Origin of the sequence: Nocardia aurantiaca (genome assembly GCF_009708175.1) — a bacterium.
GTDB lineage: Bacteria > Actinomycetota > Actinomycetes > Mycobacteriales > Mycobacteriaceae > Nocardia > Nocardia aurantiaca.
This window is the reverse complement of the sequence record NZ_WMBB01000001.1, coordinates 365,073-387,387: the sequence shown is the minus strand read 5'-3', so window position 1 is coordinate 387,387 and position 22,315 is coordinate 365,073. Positions and strand designations below refer to the sequence as shown.

The window sequence follows — 22,315 nt, the reverse complement described above, 5'->3', positions numbered from 1 at the left end:
GGTCAGGACGTCGCGGCCGCCAGCGCGGCCAGGCTGCGCTCCCAGAGTTCGGCGAGACGGTCGGCTTCGGCCGCCGTGAACAAGCTTTCGCTCCAGCGCCAGTTGGTGGTCAGTTGCGGGCCCTCCGGGGCGGCGCCGATGCCCGCGATGACGTCGAGGGCGTAGCGCAGGGGGAGATCGGGTTCCGGGTCGAGTGGGAGGGCTTCGTTGAGCGGACCGGTGAGCAGGGACCAGGAGCCGGAGTCGTGGCCGCTGAGGTCGACTCGGCCGAGATAGTTGAACTCGACCTGGGGATGCCTCGCGATGGCCAGCTCCGGCACCCGGGCGGTGTAGCGGAGCAGGCCGTAGTCGATGCCCTGGTTGGGTATGGCGGACAGGTGCGCGGTCACGGAGTCGAGGAGGGCGCGGGCCGCCGCCGGATCCCGTTCTGCGCGTTCGGCGTCCACCGTCGCGCCCGCCCCGAGGCGGACCGGGAAGACCGTGGTGAACCAGCCGAGGGTGTTGCTGGTGTCGGTGCCGAGCAGGCCGTCGGCGCGGCCGTGACCTTCCAGGGCGATGAGTGCGCCGTGGGACGGATCCTGGGCGCGCTCCCGCCGCCAGCTCGCCAGGGTGAGGGTGAGGGCGGTGAGGAGGAACTCGCGCACGCCCTCCTCGCGGGTCAGGGTGGCGAGCATGCGCTCGGTGACCTCGACCGGCGTGACGACCGTCGCGACCCGCAGCGAGGACCAGGTGTCGGTGCGCGGGTACGGGATGCGGCGGCCGACGGCCGGGTCGGGGGCGGAGAGCTGGTCGCGCCAATAGTCGCGCTGGGACAGGATTTCCGTGGTCTCGGCGCGCTCCGCCATGCGGCGCGAGAACTCGCGGTACGAGGTGGATTCCGGAAGCGCGGCGCCCTCGGTGAGGGCGGCGAGCACCAGGTGCCAGGACACCGCGTCCACCGCCAGGTGGTGGATGGTGAGCAGCAGGACGTCACCGTGGCCGGTGCCGGAGAACCAGACGGCCCGCACCATATCGCCGGTGCGCGGGTCGATCTCGTTCATGACCGCGCGGGCCGCGGCGTGGACCGCCGCGGTGGTGCGGGTGAGGATTTCGGCGGCCCGCACCGCGCCGGGCGGTGAGGTGACCAGGCGCGGGCCGTCGCCGGTGTCGACGAGGCGGGACCGCAGGGTGTCGTAGCCGTCGAGGACTCCCTGCAGCGCCGCCTCGATGGTCGCGCGATCGATGCCGTCGGGGAGGCGGAGCAGGGCCGTCTGGGTGAAGCGGCGGAAGTTGCCGTACTCGTACAACCAGTCGACGACCGGAAGCGGCGGTACCGCACCGTAATCCGCCGCCCGCTCCGCGGCCGTCGAGTCCGCGGTGTCGAGGGCGGCGCCCAGTTCGCGGAGGGTGGGGGCGGCCAGGACCATGCGCGGGGTGAGCGTCAGCCCACGGCGGCGGGCCTTGTTGACCAGGGAGATGGCGACGATGCTGTCCACGCCGAGGGCGAAGAAGTCGTCGTCGAGTCCGGGTGCGCGGCCGTCGAAGAGTTCGGCGAGGACCTCGGCGAGTTCCTTCTCGGTGGCGGTGCGCGGCGCGGCGCCGGAGCCGGCATCGGCCAGGGCCGCTTCCGCGAGCCGGGTCAGTCCGCGGCCGTCGAGTTTGCCGTTGGCGTTCACGGGCAGCTGCGGCAGGGCCAGCACGCGGGCCGGAATCATGTAGGCGGGCAGGCGTTCCGCGAGGGCGGCGCGGGCACGCACCGGATCGACCGCGCGATCCCGCTCCCCCACCACGAAGCCGACCAGGCTCGCGCCGCCGGCGCGCCGGACGACGGTGACGGCCGCGGTGTCCACGCCGGGCAGCCGCCGCAGGGCGGTCTCGATCTCGCCGATCTCGATGCGGTAGCCGCGCACCTTCACCTGGGTGTCGGCGCGGCCGAGGTAGCCGAGGCCACCGTGCGGCAGGCGGCGGACCAGGTCGCCGGTGCGGTACATGCGACGGCCAGGCCCAAAGGGGTCGGCGACGAAGCGATCGGACGTGGTCGCGGCGCGCCCGATATAGCCGCGGGCCAACTGGGGGCCCGAGAGGTACAGCTCACCGACGACGCCATCGGGAACCGGCCGCAGCATGGAATCCAGGACGTAGCAGGACATTCCGGCGTTGGGGACGCCGATGGTCGGGGTGTCGAAATCGGCGATGGATGCGACCACGGCCTCGACGGTGGCCTCGGTGGGGCCGTAGCAGTTGTAGACGGCGGTGCCGTCCTGCCCGTCGGACGGGGCGAGTGCACGCAGCCGCGACCAGAGCGCGGCGTCGATCGCCTCGCCGCCCAGCGCCAGCACCGGTAGCGCGCGGTCCACCAGTCCGGCGGCCTCGAGCTGCGCGAACATCGAGGGCGTGGTGTCGATCATGTCGATGTCATGGGCGATCATGCCCGCGCACAGGCGGTGGGCGTCACGCATTTCCTCGGCGTCGAACAGGTGGACGGTCGCCCCGGCGAGCAGGCCCGCCATGGGCTGCCAGGAGGCGTCGAAGCTCAGCGACCAGGCGTGGGCGATGCGCAGCGGTCGGCCCAGACGGGTCGTGGCCGGGCGGTGGACGCGGTCGTGGTGGTCGGCGAAATAGGAAGCCAGCGCGGCATGGGTGCCCGCGACGCCCTTGGGTTCGCCGGTGGAGCCGGAGGTGAAGATGAGATAGGCGGTCTGCTCGGGGTGCCGCAGGACGGCGGGTGCGTCCGTGTCACGGCGCGAAACAGCCTCCGCGACAGCGGGATCGTCGAGATTCAGCACAGGCTCCGAGGCGCCCGCCAGCGCACGGCAACTGTCGTCGGTGAGCAGCAGGGCCGGGTTCGCCTGCCGCAGCATCGATTCGATGCGTGCTGCGGGCAGCGTGATGTCCACCGGAACATAGGCGGCGCCCGCCGCGAAGGCGGCGAGGATGCCGATGATCGACCGGGTTGAGCGCGGGATAACCAGGGCCACAACGGTTTCCGGTCCGGCGCCGTGCGCCGCGTACTCTCCGGCGAGCCGCACCGCGGCATCGCGCAGTTCCCGGTAGGTGAAGCGTTCCGACGATCCGGCTCGGAGCGCCACCGCCTCGGGTGTCGCCGCGACCTGACGCTCGAACAGCTCCCACACCGAATCGGCCTCGGCCGCGGGGGCGGTGGCGGTCGGTGTGAGTCCAACCCGCTCGGCGGGAATGAGCACGTCCAGCTCGTCCGGCGACCTGTCACCGATCTCCGGTAGCTGCCGCAGCACCTTGAGCAGCCGCTCCCCCAGCGCCTCGGCCGGGAAGTACGGCAGTGCCTCGGGCATGGCCTCGATGACCACCACCAGGTCGCCGTCGCTCAGATGCGAGACGACGGTGAGCGGATAGTGCGCGAGGCTCTCCATCTCGATGGGCCGGAAGGTGACGCCGTCGGCGGTGGTGACGGTGCGGATGGCGTCGTCGATGGGCGCGTTCTCGAAGACGAAGAGGGTGTCGAACAGCGTGCCGTGCCCGGCCGCGCGCTGAACGGCGGACAGGCCGAGGAAGCCGATGTCGCGCATGGCGGCGCATTCGCGCTGCAGTCGGGCGCATTGCTCGACGACGGAGGTGTCGCGGTCGAGGTGGTGGGCGACGGGCACGGTGTTGATGAACAGCCCGACCATGCCCTCGACACCGGAAAGCCCTTCGGGCCGACCGGAAATGGTGGTGCCGTAGACGACCTCGCGGCGGTCGGTGAGCCGGCCCAGCACCACGGTCCAGGCGAACTGCACGGCGGTATTGAGGGTCAGCCCGCGCATGCGGGCCCACCGCTGCAGCCGTCGGGTGTCGGCGGCGGGCAGCAGCACCCGGGTCTTCTCGGGGACGGCGTCCACGGGCGCGCCGCCGGAGAGCATGAGCGGGCCGGTGACGCCGCTGAGGTAGTCGACCCAGCGCTGGGTGACCGCGGCGGTGTCCTGCGCGCCGAGCCAGGCGATGTAGTCGCGGTAGAGCCGCGGCTTCGGCAGTGCCGCAGCGGATCCGCCCGCGCGGTAGATGGCGAGCAGTTCGGTGAAGAACACCGATACGGCCCAGCCGTCCATCAGGATGTGGTGCGCGGTGAGGATCATGCGGCGGGCGCCGTCGGCGTTGAGCAGCAGGATGCGCAGGGCGGGGCCGCGGCTCAGGTCGAAGGGCGCGTGCCGCTCGGCCTCGGCGATGGCGTCGAATTCCCCGGGCCGCGCGTCCTTTTCGGTCCACGGCAGTGCGGCCTCGGCGGGCACGATCTGCACCGGGCGCGGCACGTTCTCGTCCCAGAAGGCGGCGCGCAGGTTGGGATGACGGTCCAGCATGGCCTGGGCGCTGCGCCGCAGCAACTCGGTGTCCAGCGGTCCGTCGATGTCCACCACGAACTGCATGGTGTACAGGTCGAGGCCGTCGCCGGTGAGCCGGGACAGCGAGAACAGGCCTTCCTGCAGCGGGCTCAGCGCCAGCACGTCCTCGATCCGCGCTGGCGCGGTGTGGTTTTCGGTGGTCATCGGGCCTGCCAGGACGCGGTGAGTGCGGCGAGGGCGGCGGCGTCGAGGCCGGAGGCGCTCATGGGTGCGGACTCCTCCCGCGGAGTCGGCTCACCGTGCGCGGCAGGGGGTTCGGCGGCGTCCACCGCGGCGGCGAGTTCGGCGATGGTGAGATGCTCGAACACCAGCTGCGGGGTGAGCGCCAGGCCGAGCGCGGTGGCGCGGGCCGACCACTGGATGGAGATGACGCTGTCGCCGCCGAGGGCGAAGAAGTTGTCGTCGGCTTCGACCTCGCTGATGTCCAGCAGCTCTTCGAGCAGTTCGATGAGCACGCGTTCGGTGTTCTCGGCCCCCGTCATTCCGGCGTGCGTGTGGCCGGAATCCACTGCGGTGTCGGCGATCCCGGCTACAGGCACGCCGGGATCACGGAGTGTGGCACCGCTCTCGAGGACGGGGGGCGCGAGCAGCCGATCGAGGTCGGAAACAGGCAGCACTTCCAACTCCGCCACGGTGCGATCGGGCGCGGTGGCGTACGCCTCCAGAGTGGTGGCCAGCGCGGTCGCGATGTGCTGCACGGTGTCCGGCTCGTAGAGGTCGGCATTGGCGACCACGCGCACGGCCGACCCGCCGTCGCCGGTGACGTTCACGGAGATGTTCAGGTCCAGGAACGAGACGTCGAAGTCGACCGGCAGCACGGTGGCGGTGGTGTCGCCCGCCATGGCCAGGGCGGCCGGGGCCCAGTCCGCGCCGCGGACGTGCAGCATGCTCTGGAACAGCGGGTTTCGTGACCGCGAGCGCGGCGGGTTGAGCGCCTCCACCAGACGTTCGATCGGAAGTTCCTGGTGGGCGTGAGCACCGAGGACGACCTCGCGGCCGCGCAGCACGGTGTCGCGCAGGGTCGGGGTGCCGGACAGGTCGTTGCGCAGCACGGCCATATTGGCGAACAGGCCGACCAGCGGCGCGGTCTCGGCGTCCACGCGGCAGGCCACGGGGGTGCCGAGGGTGATGTCCTCGCCGCCGCCCAGTTTGTGCAGCAGGGTAGCGACGGCAGCCTGGTAGACCATGAATTCCGTTGCGCCGCAGGCTTCGGCGAGTGCGATGAGTCGGGTGCGCAGGGCGGCCGGAACCGCGAAGTCGGCGAGCTCGCCGCGCTTGCCGAGCACCCGGGGACGCGGGCGATCGTGGGCGACATCGATGCGGTCCGGCAGTCCGGCGAGCGCGTCACGCCAGTAGTCGAGCTGAGCACGGCCGTACTCGCCGGGCAGTCCGTCGGCACTCGCGCCGAAGGCGTCGTGCTGCCACAGCACGTAGTCCGGGTACTGCACGGTGAGCGGCGTCCACGTGGGGGCCCGCCCGTCATCGACGCGCGAGCGGTAGGCGGCGACCAGGTCCTCGAGCAGGATGCCCAGCGACGCATGGTCGGCCACGATGTGGTGCACCAGCAGCGACAGCACCTGGGTACCAGGGTCGAGCACCAGCAAGCGCGCACGGACCAGCGGCTCGTTATCAACGGTGAAGGCATAGCGGCCGATCTCGGCGAGCTCCTCGGCCAACCGGTCGGCGGCGAGGCCGGATATCTCGAGCTCGATCTCCCCGGTCGCCCGCACCACCTGGTACGGAATACCGTCCTGCTCACCGAAACCGGTGCGCAGCGCCTCGTGCCGCGCCACCACGTCGGCGAGCGCGGCCCGCAGCGCGGCGATGTCGATACCGCCGTCGAAGCGCACCGCGAAGGGCAGGTTGCCGACCGCGCTCGGGCCCTCCATACGGCATTGGAACCACATGGCCAGCTGCGAGTAGGACAGGGGCAGTCTTTCGGGACGCTGACGCTCGGTTACGGCGGGTCGCCCGGAAATCGGTGCGGCGACGATGTTTTCGACCGACTCGGCCGTGTCGACCTCATCGTCCATGGCGTCGAGGTCGATGCCGAACTCGTCGCGGAACCGCGCCACCAGGCCCGCCGCCAGCCCGGCGGGTGACGGGGTATCGAAGACGATCCGCACATCCAGTTCCACCCCGAATTCGGCGCGGATCCGCGCGACCAGGCGCGCGGCCAGCAGGGAGTGACCGCCGAGCTCGAAGAACGAATCGTCCGCGCCGACGGTCCGCACCCCGAACAGCCGGGTGTAGATGCCGCACAGGCGACGTTCGGTGGCGGTGGCAGGTGTACGGTGCACGCGCTCCACCGCGGGCGAGGGTGCGGGCAGGGCCCGCTTGTCCAGCTTGCCGTTGACGGTCAGCGGAATCTCGTCGATGACGGCGAAAGCGCTGGGCACCATGTATTCCGGCAGCGCGGCGGCGGCGTGCGCGCGCACCTGCGCCACATCGATGGTCGCACCGGCGGCGGGCACCAGGTAGGCGGCGAGCTGTGCGCCCAGGGCCGGGTCCTCGACCACGATCGCCACGCAGTGCCCGACGCTCGGGTGGGCGGCCAGGCCCGATTCCACCTCGCCGAGTTCGATGCGGAAGCCGCGCACCTTCACCTGCTCGTCGGCGCGGCCGACGAAGTCCAGTTCCCCGAACTCGTTGCGGCGGGCCAGGTCTCCGGTGCGGTACAGCCGCGCGCCGGGCGTGAACGGGTCGGCGACGAAGCGGCTCGCGGTGAGCGCGGGTCGGCCCAGGTAGCCGCGCGCCAATTGCGCTCCGCCCAGGTAGATCTCACCGACCACGCCGGCGGGCACCAGCTGGAGGGCCTCGTCGAGCACGTAGGCGTGCACGTTCTGATTGGGCACCCCGATGGGCACGATGCCGGTGCCCTGCGGGCCCGCCACCGGCTGATTCGTGGCGCACACCACGGCCTCGGTCGGCCCGTAGTGGTTGCGCAGTTCGGCGTCGAAGACGGTGGCGAACTTGTCGGCCACCTCGCCCGGCAGCGCCTCACCGCCCACCGGGACATGGCGCAGCGCACGCCACTCGCGCACCTCGGGCAGCAGCAGGAAGGCGCTGAGCATGGACGGCACCATGTGCAGCACGGTGACGCCGCGGCGGGTGATCAGGTCGGCGATATAGCGGATGTCGCGGAAGGCATCGGGTTTGGGCACGATCAGCCGCGCGCCCAGCGCCAGGGTGACGAAGATGTCGAGCAGGGAGGCGTCGAAGCTCACCGAGGACGACTGCAGCAGCCGGTCTTCGGAGGTCATGTCCCATTCGGCGGTGAAGCTCACCACGTGCTCGGCGATCGCCGCGTGCGAGACGGTCACGCCCTTGGGCTCGCCGGTCGAACCGGAGGTGTAGATGACGTAGGCCAGGTTGGCCGGGAGCAGCGGGCGCACGCGGTCGGCGTCGGTGGGGTTGGTGTCCGGCAGCCCGGCGGCCGCCTCCTCGGCGGCGCCGAGTTCGACACGGCCCAGCGCCAGGCGCGGGCGCGCGTCGGCGATCAGGTAGTCGATGCGGTCATCCGGGTAGGCCGGGTCGATGGGCAGGTAGGCCGCGCCCGCCTTGAGCACGCCGTAGACGGCCACGATGAACTCGATCGAGTTGCTCATGCGCAGAGCGACGATGTCCTCGCTACCCAGGCCCTCGCGAATCAGCCAGTGCGCCAAACGGTTCGCACGCGCGTTCAGCTCGGCGTAGGTGAGTTCGATGTCGTCGGACACCAGGGCGAGGGTCTCGGGACCGGCGGCGACGCTCGCCTCGAAAAGGTCGACCATGGTGGCCGGGTCCGTCGGCACGTCCGCGCCGCGCGACTGTTCCAGGATGGCGATGCGGTCCTTTCCGCCCAGCATGTCGAGGTCGGCGAGGCGGCCCGCCGGCGTGCTCAGCGCCCGATCCAGCAGTCGCACATAATGTTCCAGCATGCGCTGCACCAGCGGCCGCGACAGCACGTCCACCTGGTACTCGGCCTCGAGCACCGCGCCGTGCGCGCTCCCGGTGACCACGGCGAGCGCCAGCGGCACCTGCGCGGTGGGCGCGCCCAGCTCGTCCAGCTGAGCGGAGGTGACACCGTTCAGCGCGAAGCCGTCGGCGCTCTTGCGGACGCTGAAGCCTAGGCGCACCAGCTGATCCATGCCGTCGCGTCCGTCGACGCGCTCGGGATCGACCGCGCGCACGACGCGGTCGATGCCGACGGCCTGATGGGCGAAGGCGGCCAGGCAGGTGCGCCTGGTGGCTTCGACCAGTCCGGTGAAAGTCTCGGTGCGGTCGACGGTTTCGCGCAGGAGCACGGTGTTGCCGAAGTAGCCGACGAGCTGTTCGGCGGCGGCCGAGCGGCGGTTGGTGACCGGGATGGAGACCAGGAAATCATCGGCGGCGGTGTAGCGCTGGATCAGCGCGGCGTACCCGGCGAGCAGCACCATGAACGGGCTGGCCGCGCGCGCCCGGGCGAAGACGTCCACGCGGTCCAGCAGATCGGCGGGCAGCGCCACGGTGCAGCGGTCGGCGCGCTTCGACGGCGCGACCACGGCCGAGCCGGGTAGTTCGAGCGGTTCCGGTAAGGGGCGCAACGTATTTCGCCAATAGGCGATGTCCGCGTCATCCTCGGCGGGAGCGTCCAGGACCTCGATGTCGACATACTGCGCGGTCAGGGCGGCCTTCTCGGCGCCGTTGTAGGCGGCATTGAGGTCGCTGAAGAACACGGCCCAGGCGTCGTCGTCCCAGCAGCTGTGGTGGGCGGCCAGCAGCAGCACCCACTCCGCTGTTCCGGTGCGCACCACAGTGATTCGCAGCGGCAGCTCGGCGGCGAGATCGAAGGGGCGGCCGAATTCCCGCCGCGCCAGCACCTCCACCCGCACCGACCGGGCCGACTCGGCCAGGTCGGTCAGATCGTGCGACTGCCACGGCAGCGTGAAGTCGTCGGTGAACACCTGGAACGGTTCGCCGTCCTCGTCCACGCCGAAGGTGGTGCGCAGCACGTCGTGCCGGGCGAATACGGACGCCACCGCGGTCCGCAGCCGCTGCGCATCGAGTGCGCCGACGAGCCGGTACGCCACACAGATATTCAGCGTGGCGTCCTCGGGATCGCGGGTCTGCAGGAACCACATGCGCCGCTGTCCGGCAGACAGTGGACGGCGCTCCCCGGCCCGGGTGCGTCGCGCCGGCGCGGCGGTGGCGGCCGCCAGGCCCTGCTCGGTGAGCCGGCGCCGCAGCAGTTCCCGGCGGCGGTCGGCGACGGAGGTTCCGGCCACGGTCACGGTCGCATCGATGTCTGACATGAAATCCGGCCCCTAGCCCTCAGTTGGTGTTCTCTGCCATCAGCAGCACGATGTCGTCCAGCGACGCGCCGCCCAGAATCGCCGCGACCGGCAGATCCCGATGCAGTGACCCCTGCACGCGCTTGCGGAAATCCAGGGCCTGCAGGGAATCCAGGCCCAGCGCCACCAGTGGCGCCGAACGGTCGATGCTGTCGCCGGTGTCGATGCCCATGACCCGCTCGAGCTCCGCGAGCACCTGGTCCGCCAGCGGGCCACCGGTCGCGGGCGCCATCGGCTGGGTGACAGGCGGTGCGGCCGAATCCATCTCGGCGACGACCTCATCCGCGCGTGGCTGCGCGAGCGCACCGCTCGCGGAGCCCGGCTCGCGGGACGGGATCGGCTCAGGCTCCCGCACGTCCGACAGCACGGCGGCCTGACCGAAGGCTCCCATGACATCTCGCAGGAGCGGCCAGTCGGCGGAGATGACGATCGCGTCGGTCGGCTGCCCGGTGAATCCGGCGGCGATGGCGTCGGCGGGATGCATCGGATACACCCCGGCGCCTTCCACCCGGGCCATGCCCGCCGCGTCGAGCGGTCCCGCGACACTCCACAGGCCCCACTCCAGCGCGTTGCAGTCGATCCCGCGCTCGCGCAGGCGTCGGGCGAGGATATCCAGCATGCGATTGGTGACGGCGTACAGAATCTGCCCGCGCCCACCGAGTGTCGCGGCCATGGACGAGCACAGCAGCACCCGGCCCTCAGGGCACAGCGGCGCCGCGCCGAGCACGGCCTCCAGGCCCAGCACCTTGGACGCGGCGGCCGTGGTCACCATATCGGCGGTGATGTCCGCGATCCCGGCGTCGACATAGGTGACGGCGGCGTGCACGAGCAGGCTCACCGGCCGCTCCTCCAGCCCGGCCCCGAGCCGCGCGACGGCGTGGGCATCGCTGACATCACAGGCCGCGACCACGATCTCGGTGGAACCGGCGGCCCGCAGTCGCGCGACTTCCATGGCAGCCGAACCGGATTCGCCGGATCGGCTCACCAGGGTGACCCGGCCCGCGCCCTGCCGCGCGAAATGCGCGGCGAACAACAGCCCGAGCTTGCCCGTGCCGCCCACGATCAGCACATGATCGAGATCGGCGGCCGCACCCGGCGCGGACTCGTCGCAGACCAGTCGCTTGACGAACACCTTGCCACCGCGCAGCGCCACCTCCGGCTCACCCACCGTATGCAGCGCCGTGACCACGCGATTCGCCTCACCGGCCCCGGCATCGGCCGCGAGATCCAGATGCCGGAACACCGCTCCCGGCATCTCCGCACCGACACAGCGGAATCCGGACGCCACCGCCCCGTGGAACAGCTGCGGCGCCGCATCCCCCGGCACCACGGCCTCACCACTAACGGTCACCAGCCAGACCTCACCGCCCGCCCGCACACCCGATACCGCGGGCAGCCAGGCGCGCCCGCCGAAGAACTCCGCCAGCTCCGCCACCGCTTCCGCGCCGGCCGACTCGGGGAGCGCGGGCCACAAGATCACCACGCTGTCGAAGTCCGCGGACGGCGACCCCGCCGCGTCCCCGCGCCACACCGACTCCGGGCCGCGAGCAGTCGCTTCCGAGACACCGATCGCCGCAGTCGTATCGGCTGCGACAGCGGCGGTCCCGGCGATCACGTCCGGTTCCAGGGCGGTGGCCGTGGCACCGTAGCGGTCCGCCGCGGTGAGGAGGGCGGACAGCTGGTCGGCGCACCGTCCGCTCGGGTCGATGAATGCCAGGCGACGAGGCGGCGTCAGCGTGCGACACTGCCACGGAGTCCACTTCTCCACCAGGCGTTGGGGTTTGGGCACGGCAGGGACCGGCGGGTGCACGGCTTCGGGTGCGTAACCCGGGTCGGCCCACAGACGCCTGGGGTTCAAGACCGTGTGCGGGAAGTCGCGCAGCGGCAGCGCGGGCGCCGCGGCGGTGCGCAGGGCGTCCCAGCTGTAGCCGAGGTCGTGAACCGCGACGGCGGCCACGTTGCGGGTGAATTCCCGCAGGGAGGTCGCGGTACGCAGGGAGGTGCCCAGGACCTTGAAGTCGCGGGCGCCGCGGGCCGGATCGGGCGGGACCAGGGTGAGGTTCTCCTGGAGCGCCAGTTGCAGGACGGGGTGTTCGACGATTTCGATGAGGGTGTCGATGCCGTCCGAAGCGGCGGCGACCACCGCGAGGTCGAAACGGACGCGATTGCGCAGGTTCCAGTACCAGTACCGTTCGTGCACAAGATCGGGGGTGATGCGTGTGCCGAGAGTCGCGCCGTAGCACGGGATTTCGACGTCGAAGAAGGTGGGGCTGCGCATCTCGTCGCCGAGGAAGCCCTCGAAATCCGCTCGCACCTCGGCCACGATCGAGGTGTGCGCCGGGTAGGCGACGCCGATCTCGCGGGCGAAATGGCCGCGCTCGGCGGCTGCCGCGACCATGTCGACGATGGTCTCGCGGTCGCCGGAGATGGCCATGATGTGCGGGGCGTTCACCACCGACAGTTCGGCCCAGCCGGAGTGGCGGGCCAGCAGGGCTTCACAGTCCTCGCGATCCATGGCCAGCACGGCCATGGAGTAGCCGCGCGGGGAGATGCGCTCCACCAGGCGGGCGCGGTGGGTCACCACCAGTACGGCGTCGCGCACCGACATGACCCGCGAGACCGCGCCCGCGGCCAGCTCGCCCTGGCTGTGGCCGATGGTGGCGGCCGGACGGACGCCGGCGGCCTGCCACATGGCGGCCAGGCCGGTCATGTGGAACATCAAGGCGGGCTGCACTTCCCACACCGTGTCCTGGTACGAGCCCGCGGCGCCGAGCAGATAGTGCAGCGGCTGGTCGTGGCCGAAGCGTTCGGCGTGCACGGCCGCGCACTCGTCGACGGCGGCCCGGTAGGCCGGGGACAGGTCGTAGTACAGCTTGCCCATGCCGGGGCGCTGACCGCCCTGACCGGGGAAGACGAAGCCGATTCGGCGCGCGGTGGCGGGACCGTCACCGGTCACGACCGCCGGATGGGAGTCGCCGTCGATGATGGCACGCAAGGCGTCCAGCAGCTCCGCGCGCTCGGTGACCATGGCCAGCGACCGGTACCGGCGCGCGGTGCGAGTGCGGAACAGCATGTCCGCCAAACGATCCGGGGTGATTGCGGGTCGCTGCTCCAGGTAGGCCGCCAGGGCCGCGGCCTCGGCCCGGACACCGTCGGCGGTGTCGGAGGAGAGCAGGACAGGGACGCTGCCATCGGGCAGCCGGTGGCTACACATCGCTTTGCTCCAGTTCCGGCAGACCGATGACGGCATGCGCGTTGGTGCCCGCGACGCCGAACGAGGACACGGCCGCACAGCGCACGCCGTCCACGGCAGGCCAGGGTTCGAGTTCGGTGGCGAGCCGCAGAGTGGTTCCGGCCCAGTCGATTTCGGCGGCCGGCCGTTCGGCGTGCAGAGTGGGCGGGATCTGTGCGTGCGCGCCCGCGAGCAGCACCTTGATCAGGCCGAGCACCCCGGAGGCCGCCTGCGCGTGACCGGCATTGGACTTCACCGAGCCCAGCCGCGGACCGTCGGCGCGCTCGACACCGTAGGTGGCCGCGAGCGCGGCCAACTCGAGCGGGTCGCCCACCGGGGTGCCGGTGCCGTGCCCTTCGATGAGCCCGACCTGCTCGGCGGAGACGCCGGACAACGCCAGGGTGTCGCGGATCAGCCGCTCCTGCGCCGCCGCACTGGGCACCGCGATCGGCGCGCCCTTGCCATTGTGGTTCACCCGCGAACCCAGCAGTCGCCCGTACACTCGGTGCCCGAACGCCCGCGCCCTCGATTCCGGTTCCAGTACAACGACTCCCGCGCCCTCGCCCCAAACGGTGCCGGTGGCGTCGGCGGAATAGGAGCGGCAGTGCCCGTCGCGGGCCAGCGCGTTGTTCTTGGAGAACTCGTAGAACGCGCCCGGCGAGCCCATGACGCACACCCCGCCCGCGAGCGCCCAGTCGCACTCGCCCGCCCGAATGGAGGCAGCGGCCTGGTGCACCGCGGTGAGCGCGGACGCGCAGGCGGTGTCGACGGTGACCGACGGCCCGGTCAGGCCCAGCCCGTGCGAGATCCTCCCCGCCACCGCGCCCAGCGCCGTACCGGTGGCCCGATACCCGCTGTACTCGTTGACCGAGGCCGCGCGCGGCCCGTACTCCGTGACCGAGGCCCCCATCCAGCAGCCAGCCGAATCACCCTCCACCGCGGCTGGATTGAGACCCGCATGCTCGAGCGCCCGCCAGGCCACCCGCATGCCGACCCGCTGCTGCGGATCCATGGCCACCGCTTCGCGCGGGCTGATGCCGAAGAACAGCGGATCGAATTCGGTCGCGCCGGTGAGGAAACCGCCGGCGTCGGGCACCGCTGCCCAGCCCTCGTTGCGGTCCAGGGTCAGTAATTCCGCCAGCGGCCATCCCCGATCACGCGGAAAAGGGCCGAGCAATTCCCGGCCGGCCGCCAGCGCGGACCAGAATTCCGGCAGGGTGTCGATGCCACCGGGCGCCTCGATACCCATGCCGACGATCGCAATGGGGTCGCCGGAGTCCAGCGGGGTCATGCGACGATGCTCTGCTCGGCGAGCAGTTCGGCGACACCGTCGACGTGGTCGTTGAGATAGAAATGCCCGCCTGGGAAGAGTATTACCCGAATTCCGTTGCGGCTGTGGCTTTCCCATGCGCGCAGATCGCGCGGCGCGACGAATTCGTCCTCGTCGCCGGCCAGCACCAGGATCGGCGCGTCCACGGCGGTATCGCCGGTGCAGGAATACGCGTCGAAGGCTCGGTAATCGGCCTTCATGACCGGCAGCGACATGCGCAGGACGTCACGACTGCCCATGACCTCCGCGCCGGTGCCGTTGAGCGCCGACATGTGGTCGAGCAGGGCCTCGTCCTCGGTGGGGTGCCCCGGCAGCGCGGCGATCCGCGCGGGCGCGGCGGCGGAGGAGGCCACCAGCCGCCGTACGCTCAGGCCCGCGGCCTCGGCCAGGCGGGCGAATTCGAAGCCGACGACCGCACCCATGCTGTGCCCGAAAATCGTGAGCGGAGCGCCGGTCTCGTGCGTCGATTCCCGGAATTCGGCGAAGGCTCCGGCGGCGAGCTCCGGCAAACTCTCGGCGGCGGACTCGCGTATCCGATCCTGACGGCCCGGGTACTGGAACACCACGACATCGAATTCGGCGGCCAGCCGCTTGGCCAAGTCCCGATAGGCCGAAGCGCCCGCACCGGCGTGCGGGAAAACCAGCAGCGGTGTCGCGGATTCCGCACTCGGGGCCTGAAATTGCCTGATCCAGCCGAGTTTCCGTGGCATTTTCCGCATCTCTCCTACACAACTGCCCGACCGCATTCGGCGTCGGTTCCGCTTGTCCCCCTTGCGATGTGCGAGCAACCGTAGCACCGCTTACTTAGTATAGGCTAGCCTTACAAAACAGAGTGATCGAGCTAACCGAGGAACGGAGCGCCACAGCGATGAACCGGACGACCTACGTCCTCACGCGCGAACTCACGGACCTTCCCGACCACATCCGCCGCGCGCCCGCACCGGTCGTGCCCGAGTTCGCCGCACCGTTCAGGCTGCGGCTGGTGGACGTCGACTCCCGCGATCCTGAGACCATCACCGAGTGGATGCACCGGCCGCACCTGCTCGACACCTGGGAGCAGGCCTGGGACATCGACCGCCGCCGGGCCGACTGCGGGGCGCAGCTGAACGGAACCTTCTCGCGCCCTTGCCTTCTCGAATACGACTTCGCCGCCCTGGACCGGCCCGATTGGGGCACCCGCGAGGTGGCCTACGTGGAGTTGTACCGTCCCGCCAAGGACGAGATCGCGCGCCTCTACGACGCCGACGCCCGCGACATGGGCTTCCACATCGCCACCGCGGACACGAATCTGCTGGGCCGCGGCATCATCTCGGGCTGGATGCGACTGCTGGGGCAGGCCATCCTGGCGGCCGAACCCGAATGCCGCCGGCTGCTGTGCGAACCCGATCATCGCAATGCCTCCATGCGCAAAGCGTTGGAGAAGATCGGGTGGCGGCATCTGGGCGACTTCGACATTCGGCCGGACCGTCGGATCGCGCTCTACGCGCTGCCCCGCACCGCGGCGGACCTGCCCGAGATCCGATAGCACGCGGCCGGATTCAGCGCCGGTTGCAGGATCCGGTCCGATAGCTCGCCCAGGCAGCTGAGATTCGGGAAGCCCGGGCCCTGCGCCATGGCGGCCATATTCGGCAGGTACAGCTTGGCGTCCAGCCCGGACACCGCCAGGTCGTAGCCGATGGCCGCCTCGATGCGGGACTGCTCGAGCGGACCGCCGACGGCCAGTTCGAGCAGATCGGTTGCGGTGGATTCGAATAGGTCGAGGAACCACAGCGGCTGCCCGCCGGTGGCGTCCACCACCAGATCGAAGGTGTGCACCCGATCGGCGCGCTGGTCATTGCGCAGCGTCAGGGCGACCCGGTCGTCCTGGTCGGCGAGGCTCACGACGCGGCCCTGCAGGTGGTGAACCCGGTTGTCGCCCACCAGACTTTCCTGCACGCGCACCGAGAACACCCCGCGGTCGGTACGGCGGATGACATCACGACGCTCGGCCATGCCCAGACCGGCCCACTTGGTCGGATCGCTGTACAGCGAGTTCTCGAAATAGCTCTCGCCGCGCGTGTACAGCGTGGCCTCGGGCGAGATCACCGACACGGTGAGCATCTCGTGGCGCACCAGTTCGTCCAGCGCCGAGCCCGCGGTCTCGCCGCCGCCGATCACCGCGACGCGGGAGGACGGCGGCAACTCGCGGCGGCCCGCCAGCTCCCAGAACTCGCAGATGCTGAGCACCCTGGGATGCTCGGCCAAGGCGCGGTCACTGCGGCCGGGTCCGGTGATCATGACGGCGTCGCAACCGATCTCGTCGGTCCGACCATCGGCATCGGCGACCGAGACCAGCCAGCCGTCGGCCGCGGCGGCGATGCCGGTCACGGCGCCCTGGATCAGATCCAGATCGATGCGGCGGGCCACCCACTGCAGGTACCTGGCCCACACGTGATGCTGTGGGCTGGGCCGGCCGCGGTCGATCCACTCGGCGTAGGTGCCATGTTCGATGAGGAAGGCGGTCCAGCTGAAGGCGCGCATGCCCTGGTCGATCTGGCGGTTGCGGCCGCGGGCCCAGGTGGAGCGGTAGGGGAAGCCGACATCCTTTTCCGGGCTGGTGCCCAGGCGGTGGCGGCCGTCGGTCCAGCCTCCGGTGGGCAGCCAGTTACCGCCGACTGTCCGCGCCTCGACCACGGTCACCCGCGGTGCGGGCAGGCCGAGTTCTCGCAGCACATGCGACTTGGCCGCTACCGCCAGGGCTTTCGGCCCCGCTCCGACCACCAGAAGTGCTTCCACCGGTTCTCCGTCCCAGTTGCTCACCGTCGCCTGCCTCGCACAACCCACCAACCACTTTAGGTTTGCGTAGGCTTACCTTATATTGCTGGGCGGCGCTTGCGAAGCGCTCGCGACGAAAACGATTGGACAGAAAACGATGCCCCCGACTTCGCGCCTCCTCGGCGCCGCCCTCACCGCCGCCGCCCTGCTCGCCGGAACCGGCGTCAGCGCGGTGACCGCCACGGCCACACCGGCTTTCGCTCCCGTGCGCACCACCGCGCCGAGCACCGGCGACTTGAAGGCCAAGCTGCAGACCGCCCTGAACACCGGCGCTCCGGCCACCACCCGCGCCGCCGAACTCGAGGCCGGCGAGGCCGGACTGCCGCTGCTGGACCAGGTCGGCACCGCCATGAACGCCGCCCCGCCGAGCTTCCGCTGGACCATCCTGGCACCGGTCACCGAGGACGGCGACACCCTCTCGGCCACCCTCCAGACGGCCGTGGACGGGTTCGACCCGTTCATTTTCCCGCTGACCTGGAAGCTGATCGACGGCACCTGGAAGCTGTCCCGCGACGGTGAGTGCACCGTGGCGAGCGTCGCCATGCTGCCCTGCGGTCTCTGACAATTCACCCGGAGGGACCGAGACCAGTAGCACGTAGGCGACGGCCGGGGACAGCACCTGAGCCACGATGGCCGGCACCCGCGAGAAACTCCTTGCGCGCCACGGCCTCTCGCGGCCGTCACGCCCGCGCTTTCACATCTGGTCCGTCCGCGTCGGCTGCCGCCGGGCCCGGTTCGATGGCGTGCGCCTCGCGCCGTGGGCGGTCGAGCTCGACCGCCTTCGGTCCGCCTCCACCTTCATTCGCTCCGGCGCTTCCGTCAGCACCGAAAAGATCGGCGCGGCCGACTTTCACCGAACGGCCATGCCGTCGATCAGCGCGGCACTTTCGCGGTCAGCTTCTTACCGTTCGCGTCATGGACCATGCAGGTCGCGCGGCCGTTGAGCTTGTTCCACTGGGTCTCGTTGGCCGGGTACAGGATGAAGGTCTCGAGCTGGTCGTACATCGAACTCTTGCTCAACTGCTTGTCGATCTCGTCGAGGCAGGCGTCATTGGCCTTCTTGAACGAGGCGTCCAGCGAGCCCGGCCAGGAACCGGTCAGATGGACCTGGGTGATCACCTCGGCGTCGTGCGGGGAATCGCACGGCAGCACGGTCACCTTGCGGATATGGTTGTTCTCCTCGACCGTCTGCAGGCAGTCGCCGGTCTTCACCTCGTCGACGGAGATGGAGGTCGGAGAATCCGGCAGGGCTGCCGTGCGGGTCGTATTGTCCTGCGACGCCGAGGTATCCGAGCCGTTCACCGCGCCCACGACGAACAGGATGACGACGATCAGGGCCCATACGCCGGAGGCGATCAGGCCGCCGATCGCCAGCCCCTTGCCGTTCTGATTGCGCTGCTTGATCTGGGTCAGCGCGATGATGCCGAACGGGACGGCGAGCAGGCAGGCGCCGAGCAGGCCGAGGATCAGGGCGGCGATGGCCAACCCATTGGTGCTCTGCGGAGGCGGCGGCGCCATGGGATAGCCGGGTGGCATCGGCTGGTAACCGGGCGGATACCCGGGCTGGCCGGCCCGGCCGTAGTCCCACTGGCCCGGCTGACCATAGGCGGGCTGAGCCGCCTGACCGTAGTCCGGTTGACCGGGCTGGGGCGCGTAACCGTACTCGGCCGGACCGGGCTGACCCGGCATGCCTTGGGGCTGTTGGTCATTCGGATACACGAGACCCCCGATCACTCGTTCGGACCCAGACATTCCGGGCGTTGGCCAACCGTACCCCCTGATCCGGACAAACTCGGGGACTAGGGTTTGGCGAGTGAGACGCAGGCAGCAACCGCCGTTACCGAAGCGGCACGGACTGGATCCGGCCCGGTTGCGACTACCCGAGGAGGGCGACTGGGCGACCGTCCGCGACCACCTCGTGGAACGGTTGCCCCGCGTGCGCCCCGAACGCATCGACGAACTGCTGCGCGCGGGCGGCATCGTCGACCTGGACGGCCCGATCGCCCTGGACACGCCCTATATGCCCGGCGGCGCGGTGTGGTTCCACCGCGATCTGCCGGACGAGACCGAGGTCCCCTTTCCGATCGGCATCGTCCACCGCGACGACGACATCCTGGTGATCGACAAGCCGCACTTCCTGTCGACGATCCCGCGCGGGCAGCACATTCTGCAGACCGCCCTGGTGAAACTGCGCCGCGACCTGGACCTGCCTGATCTGGTGCCCGCGCACCGGCTCGACCGGGCCACCGCCGGACTGGTGCTGTTCATCGTGAATCCGGCTCGGCGCGGGGCGTATCAGACCATGTTCCACAAGCGGCTGGTACACAAGGAGTACGAGGCCATCGCCCGCGTCGATCCGGAACTCGAGCTGCCGCGCACGGTCATCAGCCGGATCGTCAAGGAGCGGCACGTGCTGCGCGCCTACGAGACCGAGGGCGAGCCCAATGCCGAGACCCTCGTCGAATTGGTCGAGCAGCGGGACGAATCGGGTCGTTACCGGCTGCGGCCGCGGACCGGGCGCACACATCAGATCCGGCTGCACATGAACGGCCTCGGAATCCCGATCCTGGGCGACGACTTCTATCCGGAACTCACCGACAAGCCTGTCGACGACTACACCCGGCCGCTGCAACTGCTGGCCTCGGCGCTGGAATTCACCGACCCGATCACCCGGGAGCCGCGCCGCTTCGAGACCGCGCGCACGCTGCAGGCCTGGGACGATCCCGAGGGCTGGGCGAGCGGGCGAGCTGCGGGCGCGAAATATTCCACGCAGCGGGATTGACCACATTCGAAGGCCGTTCGAAGCATCCGCTCGTAGACTGGCCGGGATGTCGCGAAACGATAACGGCGCGGTCGCGGTGCTCCCTGATCCGCCCACCCTGCCCGGCCACAAACTGCACGCCTACGTGGACGTAGCGGTCGTTGTCATCGTTCTGATCTGCACGAACCTCATCGCGCACTTCACCGACAAGTGGGCCAGCATCCTCTCGGTGCCGATTGCCGCGATAGTGCTGGTGGCGTTGGTGCGGCGCCGCGGGCTCGGCTGGGAAGACCTCGGCCTCTCACCGCGGCAGTGGCGGCGCGGGTCGCTGTGGGCGCTGGCCGCGGTGGGCGTGGTGCTCGCGGCCGTCGTCATCGGCGCGGCGCTGCCCATCACCCGGCCCTTCTTCCTCAACGACCGCTACGCCGCGGTGTCGGGAGCGCTCATCGCGTCGATGATCGTGATCCCGCTCCAGACGGCGATCCCCGAGGAACTCGCCTTCCGCGGCGTGCTGCACGGCACCTTGGACCGGGCGGTCGGGGCGCGCGGCGTCTTCGCGGCCGGATCAATGTTGTTCGGGCTCTGGCACATCGCCTCATCGCTGGGCTTGACCAGCGGCAACAAGGGACTGACCGGATTCCTCGGGGGCGGCCCGGCCGGGCAGATCCTCGGCATCGGGCTAGCTGTCGTCGCGACCGCCGGGGCGGGCGTGGTCTTCACCTGGCTGCGACGACGCAGCGGCAGCCTGCTCGCGCCCATCGCACTGCACTGGGCGGTGAACGGAGCCGGCGCACTCGCCGCGGCCGTCGTCTGGCACGTGACCGTGCACTGATCAACCCCCGCGAACGCAGAGGGGGCCGACTGACCTGGGAACAGAGGATTATGGTCAGTCGGCCCGGGGACGGTTCGGCGGGTCAGGCCACACCGAACCGAGTCTTCTACGAGCCCAGGAAGCCCAGCGGGCTCGCACCGCAGGTCGCGCTGCCGGTCAGGGTGGGTTCGAGGACGTTCACCTTCAGCTCCCAGGCCGACCCCTGCAGGGTGGACAGGGTGTGGGTGCCCGCGCTGTGCGGGGTCCACTGAATGGTGGCCTGCCCATTGCTCGGGCTGATCGGGCTGCCGGCGATGACCAGGCCGTTGTCGTAGAACCAGGCCTGGAACCAGCTGTCGTACGTGGCGGTGATCTGGTAGACGCAGCCCATGTAGATATTGCGGGCGTTGACCGACAGGCCCGTAGGCACGGCCGAGGCGGTGGATGCGGTCAGGCCCACGGAACAGGCCATCGCGGCCACGGCGGTGAGGCCGATCCCAGCCCGCCGGGCGATGCGCTTGTTCACGGACACGGTCATGTCGTCTCTCCCTCGGTACCAGCCGCTTCGTATGCGGTCCGGGCGAACAGTATCGGTCGTCCAGTTCATCGCGTGGCACTTTCGGAAAAAAACTGAAACGTGTTTCTGTCAGAACCGCTCCCGGGCAGGTCAGAGCCCGCACCGGGAGCGGACCCGACGGCGATCAGGCCGGGCTGTTCCAGCCCAGATCGCGGTCCAGCAACTCGTACAGGCGCTCGTTGTACGGGCGGTAGAACTCGCGCAGCCGGGCCAGCGACTCGGCCTCGGCCAGCGGGAACTCCAGCGGATTGCGGTTGAGCACGTGCGCGCGCAACCTCGGCCCGATGGCGGGCAGGCCCAAGAACTCGTGAATGCCGCACACCGTCTCGGACACGTCGGCGAAGAAGTCCTCGGCCACGACCAGGTGCACATTCTCCCGGCCATACGTATCCAGCCGGCGCCGCACCGAGTTCACGTAGATGCCGGCCGCCAGCATCGGCATGGTCGGCAACATGGTCGGCGGCGGCGGACCCGGGAAGGCCCTCAGCGCCACTGACACGTACTCGGCGAAGCTCTCGCCGTAACGCCCGGTGCGCAAACCGTCTCGACCGCTGAGAAACAGATCCCACTTGTAGTGCGAATACGCCCGCCGCACCGGATCACGCGGCATGAGAACGACTTTCGCGCCCGGATTGGACTCGCGCAGATTGTCGATCAACGGCACGTCGTGCAGCAGCGGATCGAAATGCCCGACCAGCGCCCGGCCGGTGCGCTCGGCCACCGCCGCCTTCTCCCGTTCGGTCGGGAGATACGGGCCCCAGCCGACCGGAAAACCATGACCGATCTCCTTGGTCAGCGGCGCGACAATGCTGGGATGCTGCATGAGATACGCGGCCAGATCGGTGGTTCCGCTCTCGAGCACGCCCACACATGTGAAATCGGGGAGGGCACGCGAACCGCCGAACCTCGCACGCCACCACAATCGAATCGGGGGCACCGCCCCGAAGTAATGCTCCAGCGTCAGATAACGCCGGCCCAGGCGCAGGTTTCGCCAGGGATGCGCAAGCGGGCTTTCATTGTGGTATCGCTGCACTGCCACTGCTCGAAGACCTGAAAACCCTCGGTGTACCGCTCACCGCTGCTACAGGACCCCTCCTGAACAGCGTGGATCGACTTCGTCATATTCTCCTGTCCCTCACCACGA

General features: G+C 70.1%; 13 protein-coding genes. 4 read left to right on the top strand and 9 right to left on the bottom strand.

Features of this window, described 5'->3' with window-relative positions:
- Nucleotides 1-2 precede the first annotated feature (2 nt).
- Genes GLP40_RS01605 through GLP40_RS01585 form a run of 5 tightly spaced genes read right to left on the bottom strand, consistent with a single transcriptional unit; the run spans nucleotide 3 to nucleotide 14,918 of the window.
- Complete coding sequence (locus GLP40_RS01605; RefSeq protein ID WP_154785997.1) at nucleotides 3-4,478, bottom strand: non-ribosomal peptide synthetase; 4,476 nt, start codon at nucleotides 4,476-4,478, stop codon at nucleotides 3-5.
- A complete protein-coding gene (locus GLP40_RS01600; protein WP_154785996.1) occupies nucleotides 4,475-9,607 on the bottom strand; it encodes a non-ribosomal peptide synthetase in 5,133 nt (1,710 codons plus the stop codon). The genes GLP40_RS01605 and GLP40_RS01600 overlap by 4 nt, the downstream gene beginning before the upstream one ends.
- A gap of 19 nt (nucleotides 9,608-9,626) precedes the next feature.
- Nucleotides 9,627-12,860 carry a nocobactin polyketide synthase NbtC gene (nbtC, locus tag GLP40_RS01595; RefSeq protein ID WP_154785995.1) on the bottom strand — a complete coding sequence of 1,078 codons (3,234 nt, stop codon included), beginning with the start codon at nucleotides 12,858-12,860 and terminating at the stop codon, nucleotides 9,627-9,629.
- The gene (locus GLP40_RS01590; RefSeq protein WP_154785994.1) at nucleotides 12,853-14,169 is read right to left on the bottom strand and encodes a beta-ketoacyl [acyl carrier protein] synthase domain-containing protein; all 1,317 of its coding nucleotides are present in this window, start codon (nucleotides 14,167-14,169) and stop codon (nucleotides 12,853-12,855) included. Before GLP40_RS01590 ends, nbtC begins: the two co-directional genes overlap by 8 nt.
- Nucleotides 14,166-14,918: a thioesterase II family protein gene (locus tag GLP40_RS01585; protein ID WP_154785993.1), complete on the bottom strand. Its 753-nt coding sequence runs from the start codon at nucleotides 14,916-14,918 to the stop codon at nucleotides 14,166-14,168. The genes GLP40_RS01590 and GLP40_RS01585 overlap by 4 nt, the downstream gene beginning before the upstream one ends.
- Before the next feature lie 158 nt (nucleotides 14,919-15,076).
- Between GLP40_RS01585 and GLP40_RS01580 the strand changes: the two genes are divergently transcribed.
- Entirely contained in the window at nucleotides 15,077-15,733 is a 657-nt protein-coding gene (locus GLP40_RS01580; RefSeq protein ID WP_154785992.1) for a GNAT family N-acetyltransferase, read from the top strand.
- Here GLP40_RS01580 and GLP40_RS01575 read toward each other — a convergent pair.
- Complete coding sequence (locus GLP40_RS01575; RefSeq protein ID WP_328289562.1) at nucleotides 15,688-16,983, bottom strand: SidA/IucD/PvdA family monooxygenase; 1,296 nt, start codon at nucleotides 16,981-16,983, stop codon at nucleotides 15,688-15,690. The genes GLP40_RS01580 and GLP40_RS01575 overlap by 46 nt on opposite strands.
- A 136-nt stretch (nucleotides 16,984-17,119) precedes the next feature.
- Between GLP40_RS01575 and GLP40_RS01570 the strand changes: the two genes are divergently transcribed.
- Entirely contained in the window at nucleotides 17,120-17,584 is a 465-nt protein-coding gene (locus GLP40_RS01570; protein WP_154785990.1) for a hypothetical protein, read from the top strand.
- A 311-nt stretch (nucleotides 17,585-17,895) separates the two neighbouring features.
- Here the strand turns inward: GLP40_RS01570 and GLP40_RS01565 are convergent, their stop codons facing one another.
- Nucleotides 17,896-18,711 carry a DUF4190 domain-containing protein gene (locus tag GLP40_RS01565; protein ID WP_196054487.1) on the bottom strand — a complete coding sequence of 272 codons (816 nt, stop codon included), beginning with the start codon at nucleotides 18,709-18,711 and terminating at the stop codon, nucleotides 17,896-17,898.
- A gap of 124 nt (nucleotides 18,712-18,835) precedes the next feature.
- Here GLP40_RS01565 and GLP40_RS01560 point away from each other — a divergent pair, with 124 nt between their 5' ends.
- Entirely contained in the window at nucleotides 18,836-19,804 is a 969-nt protein-coding gene (locus GLP40_RS01560; RefSeq protein WP_328289561.1) for an RluA family pseudouridine synthase, read from the top strand.
- Between the two features lie 46 nt (nucleotides 19,805-19,850).
- Nucleotides 19,851-20,615: a CPBP family intramembrane glutamic endopeptidase gene (locus GLP40_RS01555; protein WP_154785987.1), complete on the top strand. Its 765-nt coding sequence runs from the start codon at nucleotides 19,851-19,853 to the stop codon at nucleotides 20,613-20,615.
- A 106-nt stretch (nucleotides 20,616-20,721) separates the two neighbouring features.
- Here GLP40_RS01555 and GLP40_RS01550 read toward each other — a convergent pair whose 3' ends face one another.
- Together GLP40_RS01550 and GLP40_RS01545 are read right to left on the bottom strand one after the other, a co-directional pair.
- Complete coding sequence (locus tag GLP40_RS01550) at nucleotides 20,722-21,132, bottom strand: hypothetical protein (protein WP_154785986.1); 411 nt, start codon at nucleotides 21,130-21,132, stop codon at nucleotides 20,722-20,724.
- 163 nt (nucleotides 21,133-21,295) lie between these two features.
- Entirely contained in the window at nucleotides 21,296-22,210 is a 915-nt protein-coding gene (locus GLP40_RS01545; protein WP_154785985.1) for a hypothetical protein, read from the bottom strand.
- Nucleotides 22,211-22,315 lie beyond the last annotated feature (105 nt).